This is a genomic window from Promicromonospora kroppenstedtii (genome assembly GCF_044389675.1).
GTDB classification, from domain to species: Bacteria; Actinomycetota; Actinomycetes; order Actinomycetales; family Cellulomonadaceae; genus Promicromonospora; species Promicromonospora kroppenstedtii.
On record NZ_JBIRYI010000001.1, the window covers coordinates 833,078 to 858,354 of the forward strand.

19 protein-coding genes and 1 rRNA gene are annotated in these 25,277 nt (G+C 70.6%); 10 read left to right on the forward strand and 10 right to left on the reverse strand.

The window, feature by feature from the left end; translation table 11 throughout:
* Positions 1-67: 67 nt before the first annotated feature.
* Positions 68-4,009: an Ig-like domain-containing protein gene (locus ACH47X_RS03635; protein WP_397401453.1), complete on the reverse strand. Its 3,942-nt coding sequence runs from the start codon at positions 4,007-4,009 to the stop codon at positions 68-70.
* Positions 4,010-4,169: 160 nt separating this feature from the next.
* Between ACH47X_RS03635 and ACH47X_RS03640 the strand changes: the two genes are divergently transcribed.
* From ACH47X_RS03640 to ACH47X_RS03650, 3 genes are all read left to right on the forward strand, one after another.
* Positions 4,170-4,847, forward strand: coding sequence for an SGNH/GDSL hydrolase family protein (locus ACH47X_RS03640; RefSeq protein ID WP_397401455.1), 678 nt, complete (start codon positions 4,170-4,172; stop codon positions 4,845-4,847).
* Positions 4,844-5,545: a GntR family transcriptional regulator gene (locus ACH47X_RS03645; protein ID WP_397401457.1), complete on the forward strand. Its 702-nt coding sequence runs from the start codon at positions 4,844-4,846 to the stop codon at positions 5,543-5,545. Before ACH47X_RS03640 ends, ACH47X_RS03645 begins: the two co-directional genes overlap by 4 nt.
* An 84-nt stretch (positions 5,546-5,629) precedes the next feature.
* On the forward strand, positions 5,630-7,339 hold the full coding sequence (locus tag ACH47X_RS03650; RefSeq protein ID WP_397401459.1) for a SpoIIE family protein phosphatase: 1,710 nt from the start codon (positions 5,630-5,632) through the stop codon (positions 7,337-7,339).
* On the opposite strand, the gene ACH47X_RS03655 is transcribed toward ACH47X_RS03650, so the two are convergent.
* The 7 genes from ACH47X_RS03655 to ACH47X_RS03685 are packed head-to-tail and all read right to left on the reverse strand — an operon-like array spanning position 7,321 to position 15,036.
* Positions 7,321-8,178 (reverse strand): amidohydrolase family protein, encoded by an 858-nt coding sequence (locus tag ACH47X_RS03655; protein WP_397401461.1) that lies wholly within the window; start codon positions 8,176-8,178, stop codon positions 7,321-7,323. The two genes, ACH47X_RS03650 and ACH47X_RS03655, sit on opposite strands and share 19 nt — an antisense overlap.
* On the reverse strand, positions 8,175-9,155 hold the full coding sequence (locus ACH47X_RS03660; protein ID WP_397401463.1) for an aldo/keto reductase: 981 nt from the start codon (positions 9,153-9,155) through the stop codon (positions 8,175-8,177). Before ACH47X_RS03660 ends, ACH47X_RS03655 begins: the two co-directional genes overlap by 4 nt.
* Positions 9,125-9,955, reverse strand: coding sequence for an RraA family protein (locus ACH47X_RS03665; RefSeq protein ID WP_142033989.1), 831 nt, complete (start codon positions 9,953-9,955; stop codon positions 9,125-9,127). Before ACH47X_RS03665 ends, ACH47X_RS03660 begins: the two co-directional genes overlap by 31 nt.
* Positions 9,952-11,949 carry a hypothetical protein gene (locus tag ACH47X_RS03670; RefSeq protein WP_397401465.1) on the reverse strand — a complete coding sequence of 666 codons (1,998 nt, stop codon included), beginning with the start codon at positions 11,947-11,949 and terminating at the stop codon, positions 9,952-9,954. Before ACH47X_RS03670 ends, ACH47X_RS03665 begins: the two co-directional genes overlap by 4 nt.
* 4 nt (positions 11,950-11,953) lie before the next feature.
* Positions 11,954-12,823 (reverse strand): carbohydrate ABC transporter permease, encoded by an 870-nt coding sequence (locus ACH47X_RS03675; RefSeq protein ID WP_051433231.1) that lies wholly within the window; start codon positions 12,821-12,823, stop codon positions 11,954-11,956.
* Positions 12,823-13,749 (reverse strand): carbohydrate ABC transporter permease, encoded by a 927-nt coding sequence (locus tag ACH47X_RS03680; RefSeq protein ID WP_397401468.1) that lies wholly within the window; start codon positions 13,747-13,749, stop codon positions 12,823-12,825. Before ACH47X_RS03680 ends, ACH47X_RS03675 begins: the two co-directional genes overlap by 1 nt.
* 27 nt (positions 13,750-13,776) lie before the next feature.
* Positions 13,777-15,036: an ABC transporter substrate-binding protein gene (locus ACH47X_RS03685; RefSeq protein WP_397401470.1), complete on the reverse strand. Its 1,260-nt coding sequence runs from the start codon at positions 15,034-15,036 to the stop codon at positions 13,777-13,779.
* 149 nt (positions 15,037-15,185) lie between these two features.
* On the opposite strand from ACH47X_RS03685, the gene ACH47X_RS03690 reads away from it, so the two are divergent.
* From ACH47X_RS03690 to tyrS, 3 genes are all read left to right on the forward strand, one after another.
* Complete coding sequence (locus ACH47X_RS03690) at positions 15,186-15,887, forward strand: helix-turn-helix transcriptional regulator (protein ID WP_397401472.1); 702 nt, start codon at positions 15,186-15,188, stop codon at positions 15,885-15,887.
* Between the two features lie 86 nt (positions 15,888-15,973).
* Positions 15,974-16,381 carry a VOC family protein gene (locus ACH47X_RS03695; RefSeq protein ID WP_397401474.1) on the forward strand — a complete coding sequence of 136 codons (408 nt, stop codon included), beginning with the start codon at positions 15,974-15,976 and terminating at the stop codon, positions 16,379-16,381.
* Positions 16,382-16,492: 111 nt separating this feature from the next.
* Positions 16,493-17,752 carry a tyrosine--tRNA ligase gene (tyrS, locus tag ACH47X_RS03700; RefSeq protein WP_397401476.1) on the forward strand — a complete coding sequence of 420 codons (1,260 nt, stop codon included), beginning with the start codon at positions 16,493-16,495 and terminating at the stop codon, positions 17,750-17,752.
* A gap of 137 nt (positions 17,753-17,889) precedes the next feature.
* Here tyrS and ACH47X_RS03705 read toward each other — a convergent pair whose 3' ends face one another.
* Positions 17,890-18,519: a DUF7878 domain-containing protein gene (locus ACH47X_RS03705; RefSeq protein ID WP_397401478.1), complete on the reverse strand. Its 630-nt coding sequence runs from the start codon at positions 18,517-18,519 to the stop codon at positions 17,890-17,892.
* Between the two features lie 113 nt (positions 18,520-18,632).
* Entirely contained in the window at positions 18,633-19,757 is a 1,125-nt protein-coding gene (locus ACH47X_RS03710; RefSeq protein ID WP_397401480.1) for a hypothetical protein, read from the reverse strand.
* Positions 19,758-20,162: 405 nt separating this feature from the next.
* Here ACH47X_RS03710 and ACH47X_RS03715 point away from each other — a divergent pair, with 405 nt between their 5' ends.
* The 4 genes from ACH47X_RS03715 to ACH47X_RS03730 form a co-directional block, all read left to right on the forward strand.
* Positions 20,163-21,488 carry a hypothetical protein gene (locus tag ACH47X_RS03715; RefSeq protein WP_397401482.1) on the forward strand — a complete coding sequence of 442 codons (1,326 nt, stop codon included), beginning with the start codon at positions 20,163-20,165 and terminating at the stop codon, positions 21,486-21,488.
* Positions 21,489-22,331: 843 nt separating this feature from the next.
* Positions 22,332-22,595, forward strand: coding sequence for a hypothetical protein (locus tag ACH47X_RS03720; RefSeq protein ID WP_036963958.1), 264 nt, complete (start codon positions 22,332-22,334; stop codon positions 22,593-22,595).
* 34 nt (positions 22,596-22,629) lie between these two features.
* Positions 22,630-24,453, forward strand: a complete 1,824-nt coding sequence (gene glmS / locus ACH47X_RS03725) for a glutamine--fructose-6-phosphate transaminase (isomerizing) (protein WP_397401484.1) — start codon at positions 22,630-22,632, stop codon at positions 24,451-24,453.
* A gap of 757 nt (positions 24,454-25,210) precedes the next feature.
* Positions 25,211-25,277 (forward strand): 16S ribosomal RNA (locus ACH47X_RS03730); the annotation flags it as partial.

Genomic DNA, 25,277 nt, shown 5'->3' on the forward strand with positions numbered 1-25,277 from the left:
GTGCGGGCTATTTGTTGCATATCGCGCGTTGGTTCAACAAATAGCCCGCACTCAACGAACCAGGTGGTCAGTTGATCGGGGAGATGCTCATCTCGCCCGCAGGGCCCTGGCGGTAGACCGTGAAGTAGCCCGGCGCCGCCAGCGGGTTGTCCGGCGTGTCGTCGAGGTAGCTCCACACCGGCTCGCCGTCCACGCGCAGCACCACGCGGACGCCGCCCTCGACGGCCACGGTGCCGAACGTGACCTCGTGCGTCGAGCCCGGCTCGATCACCGTGTTGGGGAAGACGTCGATCATGAAGACGTCCGGCTTCCACCGCTGCATCTCGATGACGTCCTCCTTGATCACCACGAGGTAGCCCGAGTTGCTGTTGGTCCACACGGGCAGGCCCGCGGTCTTCGAGCGGACGGAGAACCCGAACCAGCCGCCGTTGAAGTCGCCGAACGACGTGTCGAACCGCAGCAGCTCGTCACCGAACGTCGCCGGGGCGAACCCGGAGGCGCTGCGTGGTGCCAGATGCGCCGCGCCGTCCGCGACGGTCACGCCGCCGGACGGCGCCCACGCCGCCGCGTCGAGGAGCTCGGCGCCCAGGTCGGTCACGGGGTGGTCGGCCGCCTGCACCGTCACCGTGGACGACGCCGACAGGCCGGGCACGGCCGTCGAGGTGGCCGTGATCGTCGTCGTCCCGGCCGAGACGCCGCGAACGGCGCCGTCGTCGCCGACGGTCGCGACCGCCGGGTCGCTGGAGGACCACTCCAGGCCCGTGCGCGTCGCGTCCGCCGGCGTGAACGTGGCGTCGAGCTCCCAGGTCTCGCCCGGCTCGATCGTGGCGGCCGACGGCGCGAGCGTGACGCTCGTGGGGTCCACCCCGACCAGCGAGAACGTGACGTCGTCGAAGTCCAGTGCCGTGAAGCCCTGGACGTAGAAGCCCACCTTGCCGGCCGCGGACGGTGCCGGGTTGGCCCCCGACACGACCTCCTCGCCGTCGAGCAGCACCCGCACACCGTCGGCCGTGACGACCACGCGCACGGCGTACTGCGTGCCCGGCGCCAGGCCCTCGCCCGCGGGCAGCGTCACCTGCTTCACCGTGCCCCACGCGGAGTCGAAGATCGTCCACGTGGACCCGGCCGCCGCGTGCCGGTACCGGACGTAACCGCCCGGCGTGGTGCCCGTGCGGTCGTAGACGAGCAGCTGCCCGCCCTCGGGCACCTCGGCCGGGGTGGTGACGGTGAAGTCCAGCGCGTACTGGGAGAACTGCCGGTCGAGCTGCGTGTTGGCGCCGTTCTTGACGCGGAGCACGTGATCGCCCGTGCCGTCGTCGACGATCGCGCGGTTGGCGTCGGTGGGCCAGCCGTTCGCCCCCGACTCGAAGTCGGTCCGGTGCAGCACGCCGTCGCCGGCGGCCACGGTGACCGTCATCTCGTCACGGATGGCCGGGTCGGCCTTCGACTCGACGGTCACGACGAGCTCGCCCGGCCCGATGGCGGTGAGCACGCCGGACGCGCTGACCGTCGCGACCTCCGGGTCGCTCGAGGCGTAGGTCACGGCCTGGTCGGTCGCGTTCCACGGCACGGCCTGGGCCGCCACCGAGAGCTCGTCGCCCAGCGTGATCGTGAGCTGGTCGCCGGGCAGGGCCAGGGACTCCAGCGCCACCTCGTCCGGGGTCTGGGAGTGCCCCACGTGCCCGTCGGTGCCGATCTCGTCGAACGGGATGGCCTCGAAGACGGGGATCTGGTCGAACACGGCGGCGTCGTCCCGGAAGGTGTAGTCGCCGCCCTCCGCGTCCACGAACCCGGGGTCGGTGTCCGTGACCCAGTTGTCCCCGTAGTTGAGCAGGTTCTTGGTGTCGAGGGCGCCCTCGGCGTTGACGTCCGGGTTACGGGTGCGGTTCGGGTTCCAGATCACGTTCCGGCCGAACGAGCTCTTGTTCGGGAAGTAGTGGTTGTCCTCGAAGAAGTGCCCCAGCTCGGGGTACTTCGTCAGGTACGGCGTGCCGACGAAGTCGTCGTTGTCGGCGAACACCTTCTCCCACTTGGGCATGTACACGCGGTCGACGGTGTTGCCCTCGCCGTCGCCCATCCACTGCGTGTAGTTGTCGTACGGCACCGTGGTGTCGACGAACACGTTGTTCACGGCGTCGATGTAGTCGGCCGAGCCGGACTTGATCGCGTCGTTGCCCATGTTCACGAACACGTTCTGCTCGATGTTCAGGTCCCACGTGAAGTTGTCCGCGTAGATGCCCTCCACGCCGTGCTTCGTCAGGCCCACGTCGTGGAAGTAGTTCTGCCGGAACACGTGCCCACGCTGCTGCGGCGTCTCGCCCGAGTTCATGTAGATCGCGCCGAGGTCCTGGAACGTCTTGCAGACGTCGTAGACCTCGTTCTGCTCGAACAGGTGGTCGTTGCCGTGCACGATGATGCCCGGGTGCGGGGCGTCGTTGATCTCGTTCCCGCGCGCCACGTTGCCCACGCCGTCGAACATCACGCCCGGGTTGTAGGCCTTGTGGTAGTACGCGAAGTCGTGGATGTGGGAGTCCTCGACCCGGTTGTTGCCGGGCGCCAGCGTGGTCTTGTTCCCACCCTGCAGCACCACCCCGACGCCGCCCACGTGGCGGATGTCGTTGGAGACGACGGCGTGGTCCGTGCCGCCGCGGTTCACCGGGATGCCGTCGTACGTGTACCGGCCGGGGGAGTTGATGAGCACCCCGCCGTCGGTGAAGTTCTGGATGTCGCTGTTCGAGACGGTCACGTGGCTGCCGCCGAGGATGACGGCCGCGTTGGCCCGGCCGTAGTCGAGCACCAGGTCGTCGAACGTCACGTACGAGGTGCCGTCCGTGCGGATCATCGGCTCGTCGAGCGTGGTGACCACCGGCGCGCCCCGCTCCGCCAGGAACGACGCGTTCGGCACCAGGTACAGCATGCCGGTGGCGCGGTCGATGTAGTACTCGCCGGGGGCGTCGAGCTCCTCCAGTAGGTTCTGCGCGAAGTGGAAGTCGGGGTACCAGGTCTTCATCAGGCCCGACATCTCGCCGTAGCGCAGCGTGATGGTGCGGGCGTCGGTGTCGATCGACTCGATCTTGTTGTACGACCACTCCCAGCTCTGGCCGAAGATGCCGTCCAGCCAGATGTCGTCGGCCTGGCCCCAGTGCTGCGGCCGGTCGTAGGAGTAGCTGAACGTGCCGCCCCGGTCCTGCAGGTCGGCGTCGTCCTTGGTGGGGCCGGCGTCGATGATCTTGTTCATCTGCACGGTGTCCGCCACCGCGCCGGCGTTGGGCCAGCGGGCGAGCGTCATGTCCTGGCCGTCGACGTACAGCTCCATCGGCGGGGTCGTGCTGACGTCGTTGGCCTTCCAGTAGCCGTGCCGGCTGAGCTGGCCGTAGTCGTCGATGCCGAGCTCGCCCAGGTCGATCTGCAGGATGTCGTCGCGCGCCGACGTCTCGATGACCCGGTCGAGCACGGCCTGGTCGGTCACGGGGGAGAAGCCGTCGTACGGCAGCTCCTTGCCGCCGGAGACGGTGGCGGTCTCGCCCGGGTAGGAGCGGTAGGTGATGGGCGCGTCGGCGGTCCCCGAGTCCTCGGCACCGAGCGTGAACGACGCCGACCGCTCGTAGGTGCCCTCGCGCAGGTAGACGGTGACGCCGTCGTCGGGGAGGTTGTCCGCGGCGCGCAGGGCGCGGATGGCGTCGCGGGCGGCCTCCAGCGTGGCGAGCGGGGCGGCCTCGGTGCCGGCGGCGCCGTCGTCGCCGTCCGGCGCGAGGTAGATGGTGCCCTGGGCCCCGGGGGCGTGCGGCCCCTTGCCGGGCTTCCCGGGCTTGGGCTTGCCCGGCTTCCCGTGGCCCTTGCCGTCCTGCTTACCGGGGGAGGGTCTGTCGGGTCTGTCGTCGGTGGTGATGGCGGGCGCGTGCTGCGCCCCGGTCTGCGGGACCGCCGCGGCGGCCGCGCTGGTGGCTGCCGCGCCGACGACGCACGTGGCGACGGCGGCGGCGAGCAGGGCTGACAGTTGTCGCTTCATTGCGAGTGCTCCGACCTCTTCGGTGATGGTCACGGACTGCGGGTCGACGTCGACCTACGGCTGGCAGCGGGAGCGATGCTACATTAATCGATAATCGCTGACAATGAGGTGCCGGTGCTCCCGGTACGGTCGGACCTGTTCATCACACGAAGGAGTGCTCATGACCAGCGGTATCACCAGCGACATGACGAGCGGCAACGGCGTCGGGCGGCTCGTCTTCGTCGGCGACTCGATCACCGACGCCGGCCGCGACCGGGCGGACGCCGCGTCGCTCGGCGACGGCTATGTCAGCCTCGTCGCGGGGGACCTGCCCGGAGCGGAGGTGCGCAACCTCGGCATCGGGGGCGACCGCGCCGTCGACCTGGAGGCCCGCTGGGACCGGGACGTCGCCCCCTCGGCGCCCGACGTGCTCACGCTGTACGTGGGCGTCAACGACACCTGGCGCCGCTTCGACCGCGACGACCCCACGACCGCCGCGGAGTTCGAGGCCGCCTACCGCCGGCTCCTGGACCGCGTGCCCGGCACCCCGCGCCTGGTGCTGATCGAGCCGTTCCTGCTGCCGGTTCGCGCCGAGCAGCACGACTGGCTCGACGACCTCGCGGGCAAGCGCGACGTCGTCACACGCCTCGCCGCGGAGACCGGGGCCGCCCTGGTCCCGCTGCACGGCCTGCTCATCGCCGCCGCCGAGGCGGCGGGTCCCGGCGGGGCCGAGTCGCTCGCGCCCGACGGCGTGCACCCCACGCCCACGGGCTCGCGCGCCATCGCGGACGCGTGGCTCGCGGCCTACTGGTCCGGCACACAAACGATTGTCGATAATGGCGCTAGGCTGGCCGGATGACTGATGCGCTGAGCGGTATCCCGGGTCTCGAGCGCGGGCTGCTGTCCGACCAGATCTACGACCTCGTCAAGTCGATGATCAAGTCGTCGCAGCTCGCCCCGGGAGAGCAGCTCGTGGAGTCCCAGCTCGCCCGCCGCCTGCGGGTGAGCCAGGCTCCCGTGCGCGACGCGCTCAAGCAGCTCGCGCACGAAGGGCTGGTCACGCACGTGCGCCACCAGGGCAACTTCGTGACCAAGCACTCCGACGAGGAGGCCCAGCAGGCCAAGCAGGCCCGCGTGGCGCTGGAGGCGCTCGCGGGCCGGCTCACCTGCGGTCGCCTGACGGCGGAGACGCGGGCCCGGCTCGAGGAGGTGATCGCGGCGATGCACACCGCGGTGGACGCCCAGGACCTGCCCGCGTTCCGCGAGCTCGACTTCGGGTTCCACCGGGCGATCATCGAGGCGAGCGGCAACACCTACCTGCCGCGCATGTGGGACATCATCGAGCCGAGCCTGCGCTCGATGCACCTGCTCGGGGACCCCGAGTTCACCGGCGACTGGCACCAGGTGGCGGACTGGCACCGCAGCCTGCTCGACGTCCTGGACGCCGGGGACGCCGACGCCGCGTCGGCGCTGTTCGAGGCGCACGCGGCGGGGACCCTGCTCGACGCGGAGGGGGACGGCGCGCCTCACGACGCCGGCAGCACCGACGGCGGCTGAGAGGGCGCACGAACAAAACCGGACAAGCCAGGCTCACCCCCTGCGAAGGCTAGCCAGGCGAGGCATCCTCGCTACGATTCGCATGTGAAATCGGGGTGGTTCGACGAGGCGACGGCACGCAGCGCGGTGGGCCACGAGGCCCGGACCGTCGCGTGGGAGGCCACCCCGCTCGGTCCGCCGGACGCCTGGCCGGAGTCGCTGCGCCACGCCGTCCGGCTGTGCTTCTCGACGCGGTTCCCGGTGATGATGGTCTGGGGTCCGGACCTCACGCTGATCTACAACGACGGCTACCGCGAGATGCTCGGCACCGACAAGCACCCCGCCGCGCTGGGTGCGTCCGCACGAGTGGTCTGGGCGGAGATCTGGGACGACATCGGCCCGCTGTTCGACACCGTGCTGGCCACGGGGGAGCCGACGTTCAGCAACGACATGTACCTGCTGATGAACCGGTCGGGGTACGCCGAGGAGACGTACTTCACCTTCTCCTACAGCCCCCTGACCGACGACGACGGCCGGGTCGTGGGCGTGCTCGACATCGCGACCGAGACGACGCGCGAGGTGGTGAACCAGCGGCGGCTGGCCGTGCTCGGCGAGGTGCACGGGGTGCTGCCCGCGACGTTCACCGACCTGCGCACCTTCGCCGAGCCCGTGGTCGGCGTGCTGTCGGCGAGCGCAGATGTCTCCCGGGTAGCGGTCTACGCCGCGAGCGGTCCCGAGATCGTCCTGGAGGCGGGGGCGGCCGCTGGGCACGCGGAGCTGGGCCTCGTCGTCCGTGCGCTGCGCTCGGGCCGTCGTCAGGTGGTCCCCGGCATGGTGGTCAAGCCCGTGCGGTCGGGCCAGGGGAGCGGTGTCATCGCCGCGCTCGTGCTGTGCGGTACGCCGGTGCGGCCGTGGGACGCCGACTACGCCCGCTTCATGGTGGTCCTGGCGAAGACGGTCGCCTCGGCCTTGCGCGACGTCGTCCAGCGCCGGGCTCACGACGACGCGCTGCGGTTCCGGGCCGTGCACTCGGAACAGGAACGGGCCCGGGCCGCCGAGGTGGCCCTCGCACTGCAGCAGGCGGTGCTGACCGACCCGCCGCAGCTCGACGGTCTGGAGGTGGTCGTGCACTACCAGCCCGCGGCGGCCGAGCGGGACATCGGGGGCGACTGGTACGACGCGTTCCGGACGCGTGACGGCGCGACGACCGTGGTGATCGGCGACGTGATCGGGCACGACCTCGACGCGGCCGTCGCGATGGGCCAGGTCCGCGCTCTCGTGCGCGCCATCGGGTACGACAGCCAGGAGACGCCCGCGCGGGTGCTGGAGCGCGTGGACGCGGCCATCGACGGACTCGGCCTCGGGAGCTCGGCGACGGCGACGGCGCTGGTGGCACGCGTCGAGGAGGCCGCCGGACGGCAGGACCAGGTCCGCACGATGCGCTGGTCCAGTGCGGGGCACCTGCCTCCGATCCTGGTCCGGGCCGACGGCACGTGCGAGATCCTCCGGGTCCGCAACGACCTGCTGCTCGGCATGGACCCCGGAGCGCCGCGCCGGGACCACGCGGTCGAGATCGGGCCCGGCGACACCCTGATGCTCTACACGGACGGGCTGATCGAGACGCGGGACGACCGCCTGCGCACCCGCCTGGAGAAGCTCGCCGGGGTGCTCGAAGGAACCCACGCGGCAGACCTGCGGACCGTCGTCGAGACGGCCTTGCGCGGCATGCTGTCGGACACGGTCGCCGACGACGTCGCGATCGTGCTGGTGCGGTCCGTCCCCGCCCGGCGCTCCCTTCAGTCCGTGAGGCCGTAGAGCCGCTCCGCGGTCCCTGACCACACGGCCGCCGACGCACCGTCGCCCATTGCCGGCAGCGCCCGGGCCGTGCGGGCAACGATCTGCGCGTACGGCGCGACCCTGGCGGACATCGGCCAGTCGCTGCCGAACAGCAGGCGCTCCGGCCCGAGCAGGTCCACGGCGGTCCGAGCGATCGTCGCGACCCGGCCGGCATCGTCCGGGCCTGCCGTGTGGAGGCCGGAGAGCTTGGCGTGCACGCGCGGGCACGCGGCGGCGGCGGCGAGCGCGGAGCGCCACGCCTCGTCGGGCTGCCCGGCGCCGAGACCCAGGTGGCAGACGACGACGTCCAGCTCCGGGTGCCGGTCGGCCAGCGCCGCGACGGCGGGGAGCTGCGCGGGACGCACGAGCGTCTCCAGCACCCGGCCGGTGCCGGCGAGCCCGGCGCACAGGGCGTCCAGCCCGGCGACGTCGGACAGGTCGGCGGCGCCCCCGGGGACGGCGAGCCGGAGGCCGGCGACGGGCACGCCGTCGTCGAGCAGGGGCTGGGCCATGCCCGCCCAGGCGGCCGGGTCGCCGGGGCGGGCGTCGTACTGCGGCACGACCGGGCCGGGCAGCGGGTCGTGGGCCGCGGCGTGGGCGGCGAGCCAGCGGGCCTCGCCCTCGGTGTCCGCGGCCTGGACGGCGACGGCGGCGCGCACCGGCACCGGGGCGGTCGCCACGGCACGGGCCAGGTCCTCCGGACCGACCCGCCGGGGTAGGCCCAGGCGCTCGGCGAACCAGGAGATCCGCATCGCCCCGGTGTCCCAGAGGTGCACGTGCCCGTCGACGATCCCGCCGGCCGGCGGGGCGGCGCTCATGCCCGGGCCGGGGCCGCGTCCAGGGCGGCCCACAGGTCCTCGGGCACGTCGGCCGTCGCGGCGTCGGCGAAGACGTCCACCTCGGCCGCGGTACGCGCCCCCACGACGACGGCCTCGACCCCCGCGACCCGCAGCGGGTACCGCGCGGCGACCGCGGCGAGGGGCAGCCCGACGGCCGCGCACGCGGTGGCCATGCGCAGCGCCCGGTCCACCTGCTCCGGGCTGGCGGCGTGGTACTCGAAGAACGGCGCGGCCACCGGGTCCGCCAGCACCCCCGAGTTGTACACGCCCGCCGCGATCACGCCCACACCTCGGCCGCGCGCGGCGGGGAGCAGGTCGGCCTCGGCCGTGCGGTCCAGCAGCGTGACCCGGCCCGCCGGCATGACCACGTCGAGGGCGTCCGAGGCCTCCCGCACCAGCCGGGCGACCGGCGCGTTGTGCCCCATGCCCACGCCGACGGCCCGCACCACGCCCTGGTCCCGCAGGTCCAGGAGCGCGGGCAGGGCGCCGCGCAGCGCGGCGTCGACGTCGTGCGGGTCGTGGAGGTAGAGCAGGTCCACGCGGTCGGTGCCGAGCCGCAGCAGGCTGCCTTCCAGCGAGCGCAGCACGCCGTCGCGGGTCAGGTCGCCGACGGTGCCGACCCCGGTGCCGCCGACGGGCACGGGTGCGCCGTCGGCGTCCACGATGGTGCGCCCCACCTTGGTGGCGATCGCCACGGTGTCGCGGTCGACGCCCGCCAGGGCGGCGCCGAGCCGCTGCTCGCTGACACCCTCGCCGTAGTGCGGGGCGGTGTCGAAGAACCGCACGCCCCGCTCCAGTGCGCGGCCCACGGTCGCCTCGGCGGCGGCCTCGGCCACGGGCACGAACAGGTTGCCGATGGGCGCGCAGCCCAGGCCGAACGTGGTCGTCACGGCCGCCTCGGGGCCGGGCTCGCGCCCGGCGTGGCTCAGCGGGCGGAGGGCTGCGCGGAACGCCATGCCTCGAACTCCCCTCGGGTGTCGGGGGTGAGCGGGTAGTAGTCGCTCAACCGCGCGCCCTCGTCGAGGCGCTGACGGCTGAACACCTCCCACTCCTCGTGGTCCCGCGCCGACTCGATCACCTGGTCGGCCATCGCGCGCGGCACGATGACGGGGCCGTCGTCGTCGGCGACCACGAGGTCGCCCGGCATGCAGAGCACGCCGCCCACGGCGACGGGCACGTCGAACGCCCAGGGGAACAGCTCGGACTGGGAGGCGTAGTGCGGCGTGACACCGGTGGACCAGACCGGCAGCCCCAGGTCGCGGATCTTCCCCGAGTCGCGGATCCGGCCGTCCACGACGACGCCGGCCCCGCCCTTGCGCTGGAAGTAGCGGGCCAGGATGTCGCCCAGGCAGCCCGAGAAGCGGCTGCCGAACGCCTGGACCACCAGAACGTCGCCGGGTTGCACCGTCTCCAGCACGTGCCACAGGGCGGTGTGCCGTTCCACGTACTCCTGCTCGTCGCCCGCGGCGAGGTCCTCGCGCTGCGGCATGAACTGCAGCGTGAGGGCAGAACCGACCACCCGGTACCCGGGCGACAGGGGGCGCGGGCCCTCGACGAACGAGCGGCGGATGCCCAGCCCGTGCAGCTTGGCGCAGGCCGTGGCCGAGGACACCTCGCCCAGCCGGGCCAGCGTGCCGGCGTCGGCGCGCTCGAACGGCTCACCCCGCACGGGGAGCGTGACGTCCGGCCGGACCAGACCCGCCGTGGGGTCGCCGGGCAGGCCGTCGGCGCCGGTCCTGGTGAGCGCTTCGGTCATGAGGATGCTCCTTCTCGGGGCTGGGGGTGGATGGTCGCGGCGGGCTCATGGCGCGGCGCGGTCGGGGCGGGGGCGGTCAGCAGCACCAGGTCGGCGCGGTGGGAGGGGGGCAGCTCCACGAGGAGGTCGGCGGCGTCGAGCGGCACGGTCGTCGACGTGGGCGTCCCGGCCCGCCCGGCCGACGCCGTCGACGGGCCCGGGTAGACGCCGCCGGTCTCGCCCCGGGTCACGACGCCGGTCAGGCGCTGCTCCCCGAAGCGTCCCGGCCGCACCCGCACCCGCCGGGTGCGGGTGGGGGACAGGTTGACCAGCGTCAGCTCCACGCGGCCCTGCGCCGGGCTGCCGTCCAGGCGCGTGACCAGGGCCGAGACGTCGGGCGGCAGGCCCGGGCGCGACCGGTCGGCGTCGGAGTAGCTCACGGCGGCGAACGGCAGGCCCCCGTTGTAGAGCGTCTGCGGCGTGCCCGTGACGAGCTGCCCCAGTACCTCCGTGACCACGGGATTGGCCCGCTGCCAGAAGTGCAGGTGCACGGTCTCCGGGTCCACGGGCTCGGCCTCCATCACCGCGACCCGGCGGGCGAGCTGCCCGAGCGCCATCGACAGCGCCCGCTCCGGGTAGTCCGGGAGCGCGCCGTCGAGGAACGTGAGCCACGGGCCCTCGTGCCCCGCCTCCACCTTGTCCCGGAACGGGCGCACCTCGCGGGCGCCGGGCGTGCCGTCGAGCACCCGGTCCAGGCGCTCGCGGTCGCGGGGGTCGCGGGTCCACCACCACAACCAGGTCGGCAGGTCGAGCTGCAGGGGGCCGAAGTCGAACCAGCCCTCGGCGCCGTACCGGTAGGGCACCAGCAGCGCGGGCTCGGCGGCGTGCGGGCCGAGCCGTTCCAGCCAGCTCCCGCGCAGGCTGAACGGGGTCTGCGTGACGGGCGCGGTGATCGCATGCTCCAGCACCGTGTCGAGCATGGTGCGCACGAGGTCGAGCGGGCCGTCGTCGCGCACCCCGGCCGTGCCGGGACCTGCCTCGACCGGACCGGCCGCCGCACCCGAGACGAACGACGCGTTGATCGCGCCGATCAGGGTGCTCATGCCCACCGAGTGCAGGCCGTGGGGCCAGGTCCAGCCGTAGTGCCCGCCGTACCAGGCGCCGTCGTGCAGCCCGCCGACGGCGCCGTCGGGCGCCACGTTGTCGGGCATGAGCCCGCCCGCCGCGGCGGCCCGCTCGCGCCAGCCGCCGACGTACCGGGCCACCCACTCGGCCGACGCGGGGTCGCCGTCGTACAGCCAGCGGTTGGTCACCAGGGACGTGGCCGCGAGGTTGACGGCGGTGTCGCCTGCGGCGCGACGCTGCATCTCGTCACCCATGAGCTGGGCCTTGACGGGGTCCTCGAGGTCGGACCAGCGCGTGATGCCCGGCAGTCCGTGCAGCGGGAGGCCGTAGGCCGCCATGTAGTCGAGCGAGGCCGGATAGGTGAGCCACTCGGGGCCCAGGCCGGGCAGCGGCCCGCGGGCCCCGTTGTGCGGCGCGGTGACGATGTTGCGTGCCGGGTCGTAGTTGCCGTGGGCCGGGTCGGTGTACAGCCGGGCGAACCGCCGGGCGCGTTCGGCGAACCGCTCGTCGCCCGGGTCGGCGGCGCACAGGCCGTAGAAGAAGAGGAGCGACTCGCCCTGGTGGAACCAGTCGTACCCGTTCTCGTACTCGCCGCTGAGCATCCCGGCCTCGGTGAGCTGCGCCGTCACGCCCTCGAAGTGGTGCTTGGCGGCGTCGAGCACGTCGTCGCTGCCGCCCAGGGCGTAGAAGGCCGGCCAGTTGAAGAACGGCTCGTAGAGGTCGTCCACGCCGTCGCGGTGCTCGAACCCGCCCGCGTGCAGGATGCGGCCGTCGGGGCCGCAGTAGCGCGACTCGAACAGGCGCCAGGCCTCCTCGGTCGCGTCGAACAGGCGTCGTTCGAGCACCGCCCAGGCGGGCACCTCGGCCAGGGGGGTCGTGGGGATCCGCATCGCCTCAGCCCTTCGTCGCCCCGGCGACCAGGCCGCCGATGATGTGCCGCTGCATGAGGACGAAGAACAGGATCGCGGGGGTCACCGCGAGCAGCAGCGTGGGGAAGACCGTGGTGTAGTCCGTCGAGAACTCGCCGACCGCCGCGTACACGCCGGTGGTCACCGTGTAGATGCCCGAGCCGGGGCCCAGGATGATCTGCGGGCTCACGAAGTCGTTCCAGACGCTGATCGAGTTGAGCACCACGATCGTGGCCACCACGGGCCGCATGATCGGGAAGATGCAGGCCCAGAAGGCCCGGATCTTGCCCGCGCCGTCCAGCGCGGCGGCCTCGTCGATGTCCCGCGGCACGGTGCGGAGGTAGGCGGCGAACAGGAAGATCGTGACCGGCAGCGTGGCTGCCGTCTCGAACAGGATGAAGCCGGGGATCGTGTTGATCAGGCCCAGCACGCGCAGCACGAACACGACGGGGATCAGCGTCACCTGGCCCGGGATGAACAGCCCGGAGACGAACAGGAGCAGCAGCCCCAGGTGCCACTTGGACCGGCCGCGCGCGATCACGTACGCCACGGGCGCGGCCAGCGCGATGCCGAACACGTTGACCAGCGCCACGAACAGCAGCGTGACGCCGTAGGCGCGCACCACGTTGAACTTCTCGCTGGTCAGCGCGGCCTGCAGGTACTCCAGGCTGAACGTGTCGGGGCCGATCGCCAGGGGCGAGGAGATGATCGCCTCCTGCGGCTTGAAGGCGTTGATCACCATGATGTAGAGCGGCACGAGCATGACCAGGGCGGCCGCGCCGAGCAGCGCCCACTTGAGCACGGTGCCCACGCCGGGGGCACGCAGCCGGCGCCGTGGGGTCGGGTATCTACGCATCAGTCGGCCACCTTCTGCTCCGCGCCGCGCCGGGCGAACGTCACCGCGAGGCCGAGCACGGCCGTGACCAGCAGCAGGATGACGGACTGCGCCGCGCCGAACCCGAGCTCGGACTGCGCGAACGAGTCCCGCAGGATCTGGTAGACGATCGTCTGGGTGGACCCGGCGGGGCCGCCGTCGGTCAGGGCCAGCACGATGTCGTACACCTTGAGCAGCCCCACGAGCGTGAGCACCAGGTTCACGGTGAACACGGGGGCGATCAGCGGCAGCGTCACGTTGCGGAACTGCTGCCACTTCGAGGCGCCGTCCACGGTGGCGGCCTCGTAGTACTCGGGTGGCACGGACTTGATGCCGGCCAGGAACAGGATCATGTTGAAGCCGAAGTGCGACCACACGATCGTGAGGATCACGCTCGCCTTGGCGAACGCGACCTCCGTGAGGAACGGGACCGGCGGTGCGCCGAGGTGACCGAGCAGGCCGTTGACGGCGCCCTCCGGCGCCAGCATGGCCGACCAGAGGAACCCGATGATCAGCGCGCTGATGATGTACGGGTAGAAGAAGATCGTGCGCATCAGCGTGTTCGCCCGGCCGGAGCCCGAGATGAGGGCCGCGATCGTGAGCCCGACGCCGTTGCACAGCACCGTGCCGAAGAACGCCACGACGGCGGTGAAGATCGCGGCGTCGACCGTGCGGGGGTTGCGGAACGCCTCGGCGTAGTTGTCGAGCCCGATGAACGTGAAGTTCAGGCTGTAGCCGTTCCAGTCGGTCAGGCTCAGCACGAACGCGAGGAACATCGGGACGATGAACATCGCCAGGAACACCAGGACGGCGGGGCTGCCCATGACAATCCCGGGGAGGCGGTCGCGCCACACCCGCGCCGCCGGGCGGCGGCGGGGGTGCGGCACGACGGTGAGCGTGTCTGCCATGTCGGTCACCTGTCAGCTAGCGGGGGGTCAGCCGATGGTCGCGGCGAACCAGTCGTCCATGGCCTTCTCGACGTCGGCGGCATCGGTGCCGCCGATGAGGGCCTGAGTCTGGGCGTTGATCTCGTCGGAGTAGCCGGTGGGCAGGGTGCGCTCGCCGTAGCCCTGGCCGGTCGGGGTGTAGGCCTCGGCGGGGGTGTCGGCCACGATCTGCTGCAGCTCCTGGCCCAGCTCGTCCATCTCGTACTCGTAGCCGTCGCGGAAGTTGCCGTCGACCTCGAGCTGGTCGGCCACCGCGGTCTGGTCGGTCACCAGGAACTCGACGAGCTTGGCCGCCGCGTCCGTGTCCTCGCTGGTCTTCAGGATCGAGTACGGGCTGGCGATGTTGGCGCCCATCGCGGGGGTCGCGACGCCGTCGGCCGCGGGGGCGGCGAAGACGCCGATCTCGGCCTTCTCCTCGGCCTTGGCCTCGGTTCCGGCGAACCAGCTGCCCATCGGGTAGATCGCGCTCTTGCCCGACAGGAAGGCCTGCTCGGCGTCGGGGTACTTGATGCCCAGGGCGTCCTTGGGCACGTAGCCGTCGGCCACCCAGCCCGCGTACGTCTCCACGGCCGGGCCGTACGTCTCGGCGAAGGTCGCCTCGCCGGCGCTCATGCGCGCGAACCAGTCCGGGTCCTCGCCCACGACCGTGGGCAGGCCCAGGGTCTGCAGCGAGTGGCTGGTCATCCAGTCGCCGCCGGTCTGGATCGGCGTCCAGCCGGCGTCCTTCAGCTTGCCGAGCGCCGCGGTGAGCTCCTCGACGGTCGCGGGCGCCTGAGTGATCCCCGCCTCCTCGAAGGCGGTCTTGTTGTAGAACCACAGGCTCTGCAGCTGGAAGCCGATGCCCGCCATGTAGTACTTGCCGTCGATCGAGTACTGGTCGGCGAGCGGGCCGCTCGTGGCCCAGTCGTACTGCGACAGGTCCACCAGCTCGGGCGCCAGGTCGACCGTGGGCGGCAGCGACTGCACGACGTCGGGCGCGTCGCCCGCGGTCAGCAGCCGGGGGAGCGCGGCGGCCACACCCTCGGCGCCCGGGTTCTGCACGACGACGTCGATCCCGGGGTTGGCCTCCTCGAACGGCGCGACGAGGTCGTTCCAGAACTCCTCGGTGAGGTTGGGCGTGACGTTGACGAGCAGGCTCAGCTCGGTGGTGCCGCCGGCGCTGTCGCCGCCGTCCCCGGCGCAGCCGGTCAGGGCGAGGGCGGCCACCGTGAGCGTGCCCACGCTCGCGAGGTTGCGGTGCTTGATCATCGTTGATCCTCTCGGGGGGTGCCGCGGGACGCTGCTGTGCGTGACCCACGACGTGTGCGGTACGGCTAGGGAGTGACGTCTCAGGGAGGCTAATCGATAATCGTTGGGTTGGGAAGTGCGTCTTGCTCCGGCCCGCGTAGGCTCACCGGGTGAACCGGACCGACCGCCTCTACGCGATCGTCGAGGAGCTGCGAGCCGTGGCCCCGCGCCCGCGGAGCGCGTCCTGGCTGGCGGACCGGTTCGAGGTCAGCCGCCGCACCATCGAACGCGACATCGGCGCGCTGCAGCAGACCGGGGTCCCGGTCTGGGCGGAGCCGGGCCGCACCGGGGGCTACTGCCTCGACCGGGCCAGGACGCTCCCGCCGGTCAACTTCAGCCCTGACGAGGCGGTCGCCGTCGCGGTGGCGCTGGGCGGCCTGGCCGGCACGCCGTTCGCGCCGGCGGGGTCGACGGCGCTCCGCAAGATCCTCGCGGCCATGCGCGACGACGACGCGACCGCCGCCCACGACCTCGCCGCCCGCGTGCACCTGCTCGGGGCGCCCCCGCGGGTGCCGGCGGTCCCCGCCGTCCTCACCGACGCGATCTCCGCGCGCCGGGTCCTGCGGCTGCGCTACACCGACCGGGCGGGCACCGCGACGACGCGCGACGTCGAGCCGCTCGGCTTCGTCGGCTCGTCCACGGGGTGGTACCTGCTGGCCTGGTGCCGGCTGCGCGACGGGATCCGCGCCCTCCGCCTCGACCGCGTCGACCGGGTCACGGCCACCAGCGAGCGCGCCCCCCACCGGACCGTCCGGCCGGAGGACGTCCAGGTGCCCGACGGCGACCTGCGCACCCTGACACTGCTCGGCTGAAACAGCGACACAGGGGTGTCGCGGAGCGACGGCACGCTGGTCAGGAGCCGCGGATCGACCGCGGCCACGACCGGAAGGACCATGCCATGCGCCCCACGACCTTCGCCTCCGTGCGCCTGATCACCGACGACGTCGAGCGGCTGACCGCGTTCTACGAGCGCGTCACCGGCGTGACCGCGGACCGGCCGTCGCCCGAGTTCGCTGAGCTGCGTACGAGCCGGGGCACCCTGGCGATCGGCAGCACACGCACGGTCCAGCTCTTTGGTCCAGGCTCTGCGAGCCCCGCGGCGAACCGCACGGCCATCGTCGAGTTCCTCGTCGACGACGTCGACGCGCTGTTCACCGGGCTCGGCGACACGGTGGACACCGTGACCCCGCCCACCACCATGCCCTGGGGCAACAGGTCGCTGCTCGTACGCGACCCTGACGGCACCCTGGTGAACCTGTTCACGCCCGTGAGCCCGCAGGCGCGGGAGCGCAGCGGCATGGAATGAGGGCGAGCCCGGCGCCGCCGTCGGGCAGACTATGACCATCGGGCCGACGAGCCCGCCGAGCGGTACCTGACCGACAACGCCGGTCTACCCCCATCTGAAGGAGCATCCACGGTGACCCACATCTTCGACGAGCTGCAATGGCGAGGCCTGGTGGCACAGTCCACCGACGAGGCCGCGCTGCGTTCTGCACTGTCGGAGGGCACCGTGGACTATTACGTGGGCTTCGACCCCACGGCGCCGTCGCTGCACATCGGCAACCTCGTCCAGGTCCTCACCGCCCGCCGCCTGCAGGACGCCGGCCACCGGCCCTACCTGCTGGTCGGCGGAGCGACGGGCCTCATCGGCGACCCCCGCGACTCGGGCGAGCGCACGCTCAACTCGCCCGAGGTGGTCGCCGGCTGGGTCGAGCGCATCCGCGCCCAGATCGAGCCGCACCTGTCGTTCGACGGCGACAACGCCGCGCGCATGGTGAACAACCTGGACTGGACCGCGCCCATGTCGGCGATCGAGTTCCTGCGCGACATCGGCAAGCACTTCCGCCTGGGCACCATGCTGTCCAAGGACATCGTGGCCCGGCGGCTGGCCTCGGACGAGGGCATCAGCTTCACCGAGTTCAGCTACCAGGTGCTGCAGGGCATGGACTACCGGGAGCTGTACCGGCGGCACGGCATCACGCTGCAGCTCGGCGGCAACGACCAGTGGGGCAACCTGCTGGCCGGCGTCGAGCTGATCCGCAAGGCCGAGGGCGTCGGCGCGCACGCCCTGACCACGCCGCTGATCACGAAGGCCGACGGCACCAAGTTCGGCAAGTCCGAGGGCGGCTCCATCTGGCTCGACCCGGAGATGACCAGCCCCTACGCCTTCTACCAGTTCTGGCTCAACCAGGCCGACGCCGACGTCGTGAACTACCTCAAGGTGTTCACGTTCCGCTCCCGTGAGGAGATCGCCGAGCTCGAGCGCGAGGTCGCCGAGCGGCCGTTCGCGCGCGAGGCGCAGAAGGCGCTCGCGGGCGACGTCACCACCCTGGTGCACGGCGCGGGGGCCACGGAGGCGGTCATCGCGGCGAGCCAGGCGCTGTTCGGCCGCGGCTCGCTCGACGAGCTGGACGACCGCACGCTCGCCGGCGCGGTGGCCGAGCTGCCGCGCGTCACGGCCAAGGCCGGGGACCTGGTCGTGGACTTGCTGGCGGGTTCGGGGATCGTCGCTTCCAAGGGTGAAGCGCGCCGTGCGGTCAAGGAGGGTGGGGCCTACGTGAACAACGTCAAGGTCACCGCCGAGGACCAGGCCCTGACAGACGAGAACCTCCTGCACGGCAGGTTTGCGGTCCTGCGCCGGGGCAAGAAGACCCTGGCGGTCGCTGCGTCGGAGTAGTTCCGGCCGAAGGTACGAGGGCGGGTCGGGCTCCTGGATGGAGCTTGACCCGCCCTTTCGCCGTGTCCCCTGGGCCATTGCTTCGTCGTTCCGAGGTGTCGCCGAGCACGACACGCTGGCCTGGTGCCTCGGACGCGTCAGGGAGTCTCTTTGCCGGGCTGGACGTCGTCTGCGAGGGCTTCCAGCACGTCCCAGACCTGTTCCTGGAACGCCCAGAACTTACGTTCCTGGCCGCTCGTCTCCAGGACGATCGTCCGCGAGACAGCGAGTGGGAGGCCAAACCCGCGGCTCAGGGCAGCCATCGCCTCCATGATCGACCACCCGGCATCGAGCAGGGACCGTGCAGTGCACCGATGGATCTCCGTGACGACCGCACCGACGAAGTCCTTGACGGTTTCCCAGGTGTGTGGGGTGGTCGTCGTGGCGGCGAAGCAGGAGCCAGCGACCCAGCCCTCACCACTCCGGGCGATGCGGACGACGCCCGGCTCCTCGTATGCGTCCGGGCTGTGCTCGAAGTCGTGATCTGGATCTGCGCCGTCGCCCACCCACGTGGTCAGAGCCTGGGCAAGGGAGGCGACTTCGAACCGCGGCTCCTCGAAGAGGATCACACCGTTGTCGCAGAGTTGGAGATCAGCCTCGACGTAGAGCAGAAGCTCGGCGCCCGTGATGCGACGTCCGGTCGCGCGGAAGGTCCGCAGGTCCGTGAGGTCGGGTGCGCCGACTCGGAACCACGGAGCAGAACAGCAGAGCTCAACAGACTCGGTCACGTGCGCTTCACGGGCTGAGAATAGCGAGGCCTCGGTACGCATAACGGCGCTACTTGCCGGGCGTGTTCGACGAGCTGTTCATGGCGGGGTGTGACCGCGGGGTGCCAGGACGGTTACGTGCCGGTCGGGAAGAACCGGAGCTCGCTGACGGGGACGGTCACCGTGGCCCCCACGACACCGTCGGGTGCGCGGCCGATCATGTCCACGAGGACGAGACCCACGCCTGAGCCCAGGACCATGACGCCGTCGGGCTCGACCCTCTCAACGACACCCCAGAGCCGCTGGACATCGGCACCGGCAGGGCGCGCGGTGGGCCTACCTTCGACGGTGACTTCGTCCCAGGAGATGTCGTGAGGAACCTCCAGCTCAACGTCGACCACGTCCCCGACTGCTGGAGGGGTGGCCATCCAAGCACCTCGGAGCAGGCCAGCCGGCGTCTCGACGAGAACTGGCACGGGCAGCCCTTCCCCGACCGCTTTGACCACTACCGAGCGCTGGGCCGGTCCCGGCCCTTCGAGACTGGTCCACCAGGCGGTGTCCACGTCACGATCTTCCAGGTCATGCACTGTGCCGAGCGCGTGGCGGACGAACTCGGCGGGCAGCCGGACGTCGTGGTCGGCGACGTAGTGGGCGAGACCCTCAGGCCAGAGATAGATGCCATCGGTCTGCTCGCGGTGGCCGACGAGCTCACCACAGAACCGGCAGGACGACTTGCCGCGATAGACGCGGGCGACCATGCCGCCTTCGAGGTACTGCTGGACCCTACGACGGTCGTACCTGCCCCACGACGGGTCCACGAAGTCGCGCGGGTCGGGATGCTCCGTGGTGTTCGGGCCGCGCCAGTAGCCGAGCAGGATCAATGGCTCGCGCTGTGCGCCGTCGGGGGGTACAGGATCCTCCTTGCGGAGGAAGACCCACTCCTCATCAGGGAGAAGATCCCGTGGCGCAGGGAGCACGACACCGACGGGGATCAGCTCGACCACGATCTGGGGCGCCATGTCGGCGAGGACGTACGTCTCCACGAGGGAGCACGACTCGATCTCGTCCTCGGTGGGTGTGTGGTCGAAGATCACCCGGCCGCGGATCGTCGTGCCTGAGATCGTGACGGCTACACCGCGAACATGCGGCGACACCTCATCCAACAATGCCCGCTGCAGCGACAGGAGCGCGCTGACCCGGAAGGGCAACGGGCTCATCGGTACTCGCTGCTCAGCCGACAGCTCGCCTGGTGTCTCCACGGCTGAACCGTAGCCGGACCAGCAGCAGCACCGGATCGAGGTTTCCGTTTGGCTGCTCGACGCCATCGCGCCCTTTGGGATGCAAGTACGCCGTGCTGTGTCGCGGTGAGGAGGACCCTGGTTGTTGCTGCCGCTGAGTAGTGTCCGCTTGCACGGGCGGTAAGGCCCCGCATACCTGGCCGGCGCGGACAGCGTGTCCGGATGGGACGGGTGAGGTCTCTGGCGTGATGGCGGGGAAGTCCTGGACCGGATCATTGTCGGGAAGAACGCGATTTCGCTTGGAATCTGTGATCCCTCTGCGAGTGTGTTGACCTGCGGAGACATGACGGGCGGCGCTTTCGGCTGTCAGACTTCTGCGGTGATCCTTCGGATGTTCACTGCGGACTACGTCCCGGTGGGTGCACCGTGACGCTCGAACTCGTCCTTCGGGTAACCGCTAAGTTCGCCGTCATCGCCGGTGTCTTCATGGTGAGTGCCGCCATGTTCAGCACCGTCGTCCAGAGTGTCGGTCAGCCAGTGGCTCGGCTCGTCGCCCGGTACGGCGTACGTGGTGCTCTCGCGATTCTCGTTCGAACCCGTCGATACCAGTCCGCGGCATGTCGACGAACCGCGACGTGGCGTGTCTATGCCCGAGCTGCATGGGAGGCGTTCGGTGCGAGCCTGGCTGTGGTGCCCGTCGTTGTACTGCTTGCTGTGCCGATGATGCAGTCCTTCAGGCAGGCGGAGACCGTCGTTCAAGGAGTCGCCTACGCGCTTCTCCTTCTGTCGCTCGTGTACTTCGTCGGGCCGATCGGGCTGAAGCGAGCGCTGGTCCGGCTCGGGGACGAGTCGGCGAAACCTGGGTGGCCGCCCGCCATCGCTCACATTGGCGGATCGACCACGCCAGGTTCCCACTGGAAGGAGTCCATCCGGTCGTACCACCGTTACCTGCACGGAAGCTTCGTTCGCATCGCGATGTACGGCACCCTGCTCGGGCTGCTGGGCGTTCCTGCCGTCCACACCGGCGGCGTGATGGAGGAAGCCGTTCCCACCGGGTACTTCGTCTTGCTCCTGCTAGTTCTCTTCCAGGGAGCGAACGTTCTCCAAGGGTTTCCGTGGTGGTTCGACCGTCGGCTCCGAACGATTGCTCTCATCGCCACGTTCCTTGAGGGCCTTGCGCCAAAGCGGCAGTGGTACCTCGACCTCATCGAGGACGAGCCCTTCAGCAAGGTGCGTGAGCCAAAGAAAGAGGAGCCCACTAGGTCGGCCCGTGTCCGGCTTGTCCGTGTGGTTGCGTCTGTTGAGTGGTATGCCCGTTCGCTTCATCGGTCGCAGAAACTCAGCCTGCGGCATCCGCTTGGCCACCTGCTCGACCTCGAGACGGCGCAGTTGCGTGTGTACCTCGCCGAACCTCGCTCCCTTGACGAGGAGGTCCCTAATGAGGTCCGAGAAGCTCTCCGGCGGATCTCCTCGATTCTCATCGGCGGAACCTCCGCCTTCCTGCAGGAGATAGCACCGAACCTGAGCCACCTTGAGGAGCAGGTGCTCGCGGAGTCCGAAAGACCGACCTGGACATCCCGCTTCTCGGGAGCACTCGATCTGACGGGGAGGGCACTGACGGTCGCGCAGGTCTCGGTAGGAGCCGGTCTGGCCCTGGCGATTCCCGCATACCTTCTGCTGTCTGGGCAAGCGACACTCGGCGAGATCGTCGACGCGGTCACGAGCATTTTCGGCTTCTCAACAAGTTCCTGACAGGCGCCCCCTCCAGAGTGCCGCGTGGTTAGCGACTTAGTTCAAGAAATCCAGACCAGGCGGTCGGCCGCCATGGATGACCTCCTGAGGATGCGCCCGCCCTAGGCTGGGGTCGTTCGTCATGTTCGACATAGCGGCCTCGGCCATGAATCAACTGGGTTATCCGCGGCGCGAGGTTGGTCGCACGGAATCCAGCCACCAACGCTCACGGTGGTTCATCGGGAGGACGCGCTTGCGCACGACGCGCACGACACAGCGCCCTGAGCGTGTGGTCGTTCGCTATCGCTGCGTGGCGGCGCGCGCACCTGTCGCCACGGAACGCGATCGCGGCGGGTTGTGCGTGGTGTCCGGCGTCGCGGGTCCGAACAGGTTCCGGTGTGTCTCGAATAGCGCGGTGGGACCCCTGGGCGCGGGCATCTACATCGTCGCGGTCAGGGGTTTCTCGCCCCCGTGCGCTGGCGCTCACAGCGTCGATCGGTCACAAGAAGGTTGCCGCGCTTCGCGACAACGACGGTCAGGAGCCCTCGTACTGGCGAGATCCTGTCGCTGAGTTCCTCGCAGACGGCGTGCGTGAGTTGTTCATCGGTGAGGTCGATCTGGGGCGCATCCTGGAGCCGCAGATCGTCAGCGCCAACTCACCAGCCCTTCCCGATTTTCCTGACCGGCACCTAACCGGCCCTGCCGGTGCCGGACGGCGGCCCGCCCGCTGAGAAGCGGACGGCCGCCGTTTCGTCTGCTCGGACGAGCTGCCCTGATCTGTCGCCCGAATCAGTGAAGTCGGATCTTGCCCGATTCCGGGCAAGAAGTTGTCGTTCAGTCGCAGGATGAGCGAGGCTCGGCGACATGAGGACGTCTTCCGACCTCGTCGCCCAGGTGGCGGCGACCACCGGACTCACGCCTGCCGAGGCGGCGCGCGTGATCGGCGACGTGGTCGCCTACTACGCCGAACCGGTGGAGGACGTCGTCCGGCGGCGGCACGCCGAGCTGAAGACGCACGGGGCCAAGAACCCCGAGATCTTCGCGCGGATCGCCGCCGAGCTCGAGCAGCGGGTCGTCGCGGCGCCCCGGCTCAGCGAGCGGCAGCTCCGCCGGATGATCTACGGCTGAGCCCGCCCGACCATCACTTCGAAGGAGCACCAACATGTGTGGAATCGTCGGTTACGTCGGGGGCCAGAACGCGGCCCCGCTGCTGGTCGAGGCGCTCGGCAGGCTGGAGCACCGCGGGTACGACTCGGCGGGTGTCGCCGTCGTCGGCTCGCAGCTGAAGGTCACCAAGCGCGCCGGGCGGGTCCGTGACCTGGCCGAGGTGCTGCCCAAGCGCACCTCCGGGCGCGTGGGCATCGGGCACACCCGCTGGGCCACGCACGGTCCCGCGACCGACGTGAACGCCCACCCGCACACCGATGCGAGCGGGACGGTGGCGGTGGTGCACAACGGCATCATCGACAACGCCGCCGCGCTGCGCGCCCGCCTGACCGACCAGGGGGTCGAGCTCGTGAGCGACACCGACACCGAGGTGTTCGCCCATCTCGTGGCCCTGTCGGGAGCGGACACCCTGGAGGGCAAGGTCGTCGACGCGCTGGACGCGGTGGAGGGCACCTACGGCCTCGCCGTCGTGCACGCGGGCTTCCCGGACCGGGTCGTGGTGGCGCGCAACGGCAGCCCGCTGCTGGTCGGTGTGGGCGAGAAGGAGATGTTCATCGCCTCGGACCTGGCCGCCCTCGTACGGCACACCACCACGGTGGCCCACCTCGCCGACGGCGAGCTGGCGACCGTCACGGCGGCCGGCTTCACCACGTTCCGCCGCGACCTGACCCGCACCCAGACGACGGCGCGCGAGGTCGACGTCGACCCCAGCGCCTACGAGCACGGGCAGATCGACGGCCGCCCGCGCATGTACACGGAGATGCTGGAGCAGCCGGCCAGCGTGGAGCGCGCGCTGCGCGGCCGGCTCGACGAGCGGTTCGCGACCGCGCACCTGGGCGGCCTCGAGATGGACGCCCGCGAGCTGCGGGCCGTGCGCCGCGTCAAGATCCTGGGCTGCGGCTCGGCGTACTACGTGGGCCAGATGGGCGCCTCGCTCGTCGAGGAGCTCGCCCGCGTGCCCGCCGACGCCGAGGCGGCGAGCGAGTTCCGATACCGCGACCCCGTGATCGAGCCGGACACCCTGTACGTCGCGGTGAGCCAGTCGGGCGAGACCATCGACACGCTGCTGGCTGTCGAGGAGATCAAGCGCAAGGGCGGCCGCGTGATCGGCCTGGTCAACGTGGTCGGCTCCGCCATCGCCCGGGCCTGTGACGGCGGGATCTACCTGCACGCGGGGCCGGAGATCGCCGTCGCCTCCACCAAGGCGCTCACCACGATGTACGTGGGCTTCGCGCTCCTGGCCCTCCAGCTCGGCCGGGTACGCGACCTCTCGGTGGCCGACGGGCGCCGGCTCGTGGCGGGCCTGCAGGCCCTGCCCGCCCAGATCGAGCAGGTGCTCGACGGCGAGGAGCGGATCGCGGAGGCCGCCAAGTCGCTGGCGGCGGCCGAGAGCCTGTTCTTCGTGGGCCGGGTGCGCGGGTACCCGGTGGCGCGCGAGGGCGCGCAGAAGTTCAAGGAGATCAGCTACCGGCACGCCGAGGCGTACCAGATGTCCGAGCTGAAGCACGGGCCGCTGGCGCTCATCTCGCCCGATGTGCCCACGGTCGCGATCGTGCCGGACGACGAGCTGACCGACCGCAACGTGGCCGCCCTCCACGAGATCGCCGCGCGCGGTGGCCCCCTGGTGGTCGTGACGCACCCGGGCGTGGACCTGGGTGAGCTGCGTGCGGAGCGCATCGAGGTGCCGCGCAACGAGCGGGAGCTCGACCCGCTGCTGCTGACGGTGCCGCTGCAGCTGCTGGCGTATCACGCGGCGCTGTCGCTGGGGCACGACGTGGACAAGCCGCGGAACCTGGCGAAGTCCGTCACCGTGGAGTGACGGGCCCCCGGCTTCTGGTGGGGCTCCTCGGGCACCGGGATGGGTCCGGGGAGCCCCATCGCAAGCTGATTTTGCGCGGACCGCGATGGCTGTGTACTGTTCCGGTTGTTCGCCCGACAGGGAGAGACGGACAGGAGCGCGGAGAGCGTGACTGGCCGGTCCCGGGGCGGAAACCACCTCAAGACTTCAGAGGGCTTCGTGCGCTCTAGAACGAGGGTGGGGTTGCCGGACAGGCACCCCGAGGTATGGATCCTGAACAGGATGCTTGCACTGGGGAGCGTGGTAGGGTAAGTTACAGAGGTTGCCTCCGAACGAGGATGACGCGGTCAGGCCGCGGTTCTCTCGGATGGTTCCCTTCCTCTGCAGATCGCCTTGGTTTTCGGATCGGGTTGGTCGGCGAAAAATGGGATCAGAATTCCTTCGGGTTCTCGAAGAATTCTCGCCGGCTCTCGGGCCGGGCGGGGATTTGGAAAAGTCCGAAAGGGCCTGGTAAGTTTGAGGAACTGCCCCGGACAGGGATGCGAACGAAAAAGGGTCGCAGGTCTGACGGTGTGCGTCGGTTGTTTGAGAACTCAACAGTGTGCTTGATAGTCAATGCCAATCATTTGACTCTCTTGTTTCAGGTCGCGTCATCACATGGTGGCGTGGTCGGGGATGATGGGGTCGTTTTTGGATCGGATCAACTATAAACCAGTTTTGGTTTTGATCTGGCCAGTATCATTGTTCGCGCCCACTTGGTGGGTGTGGATGTTTCTCTTTTACGGAGAGTTTGATCCTGGCTCAGGACGAACGCTGGTGGCGTGCTTAACACATGCAAGTCGAAC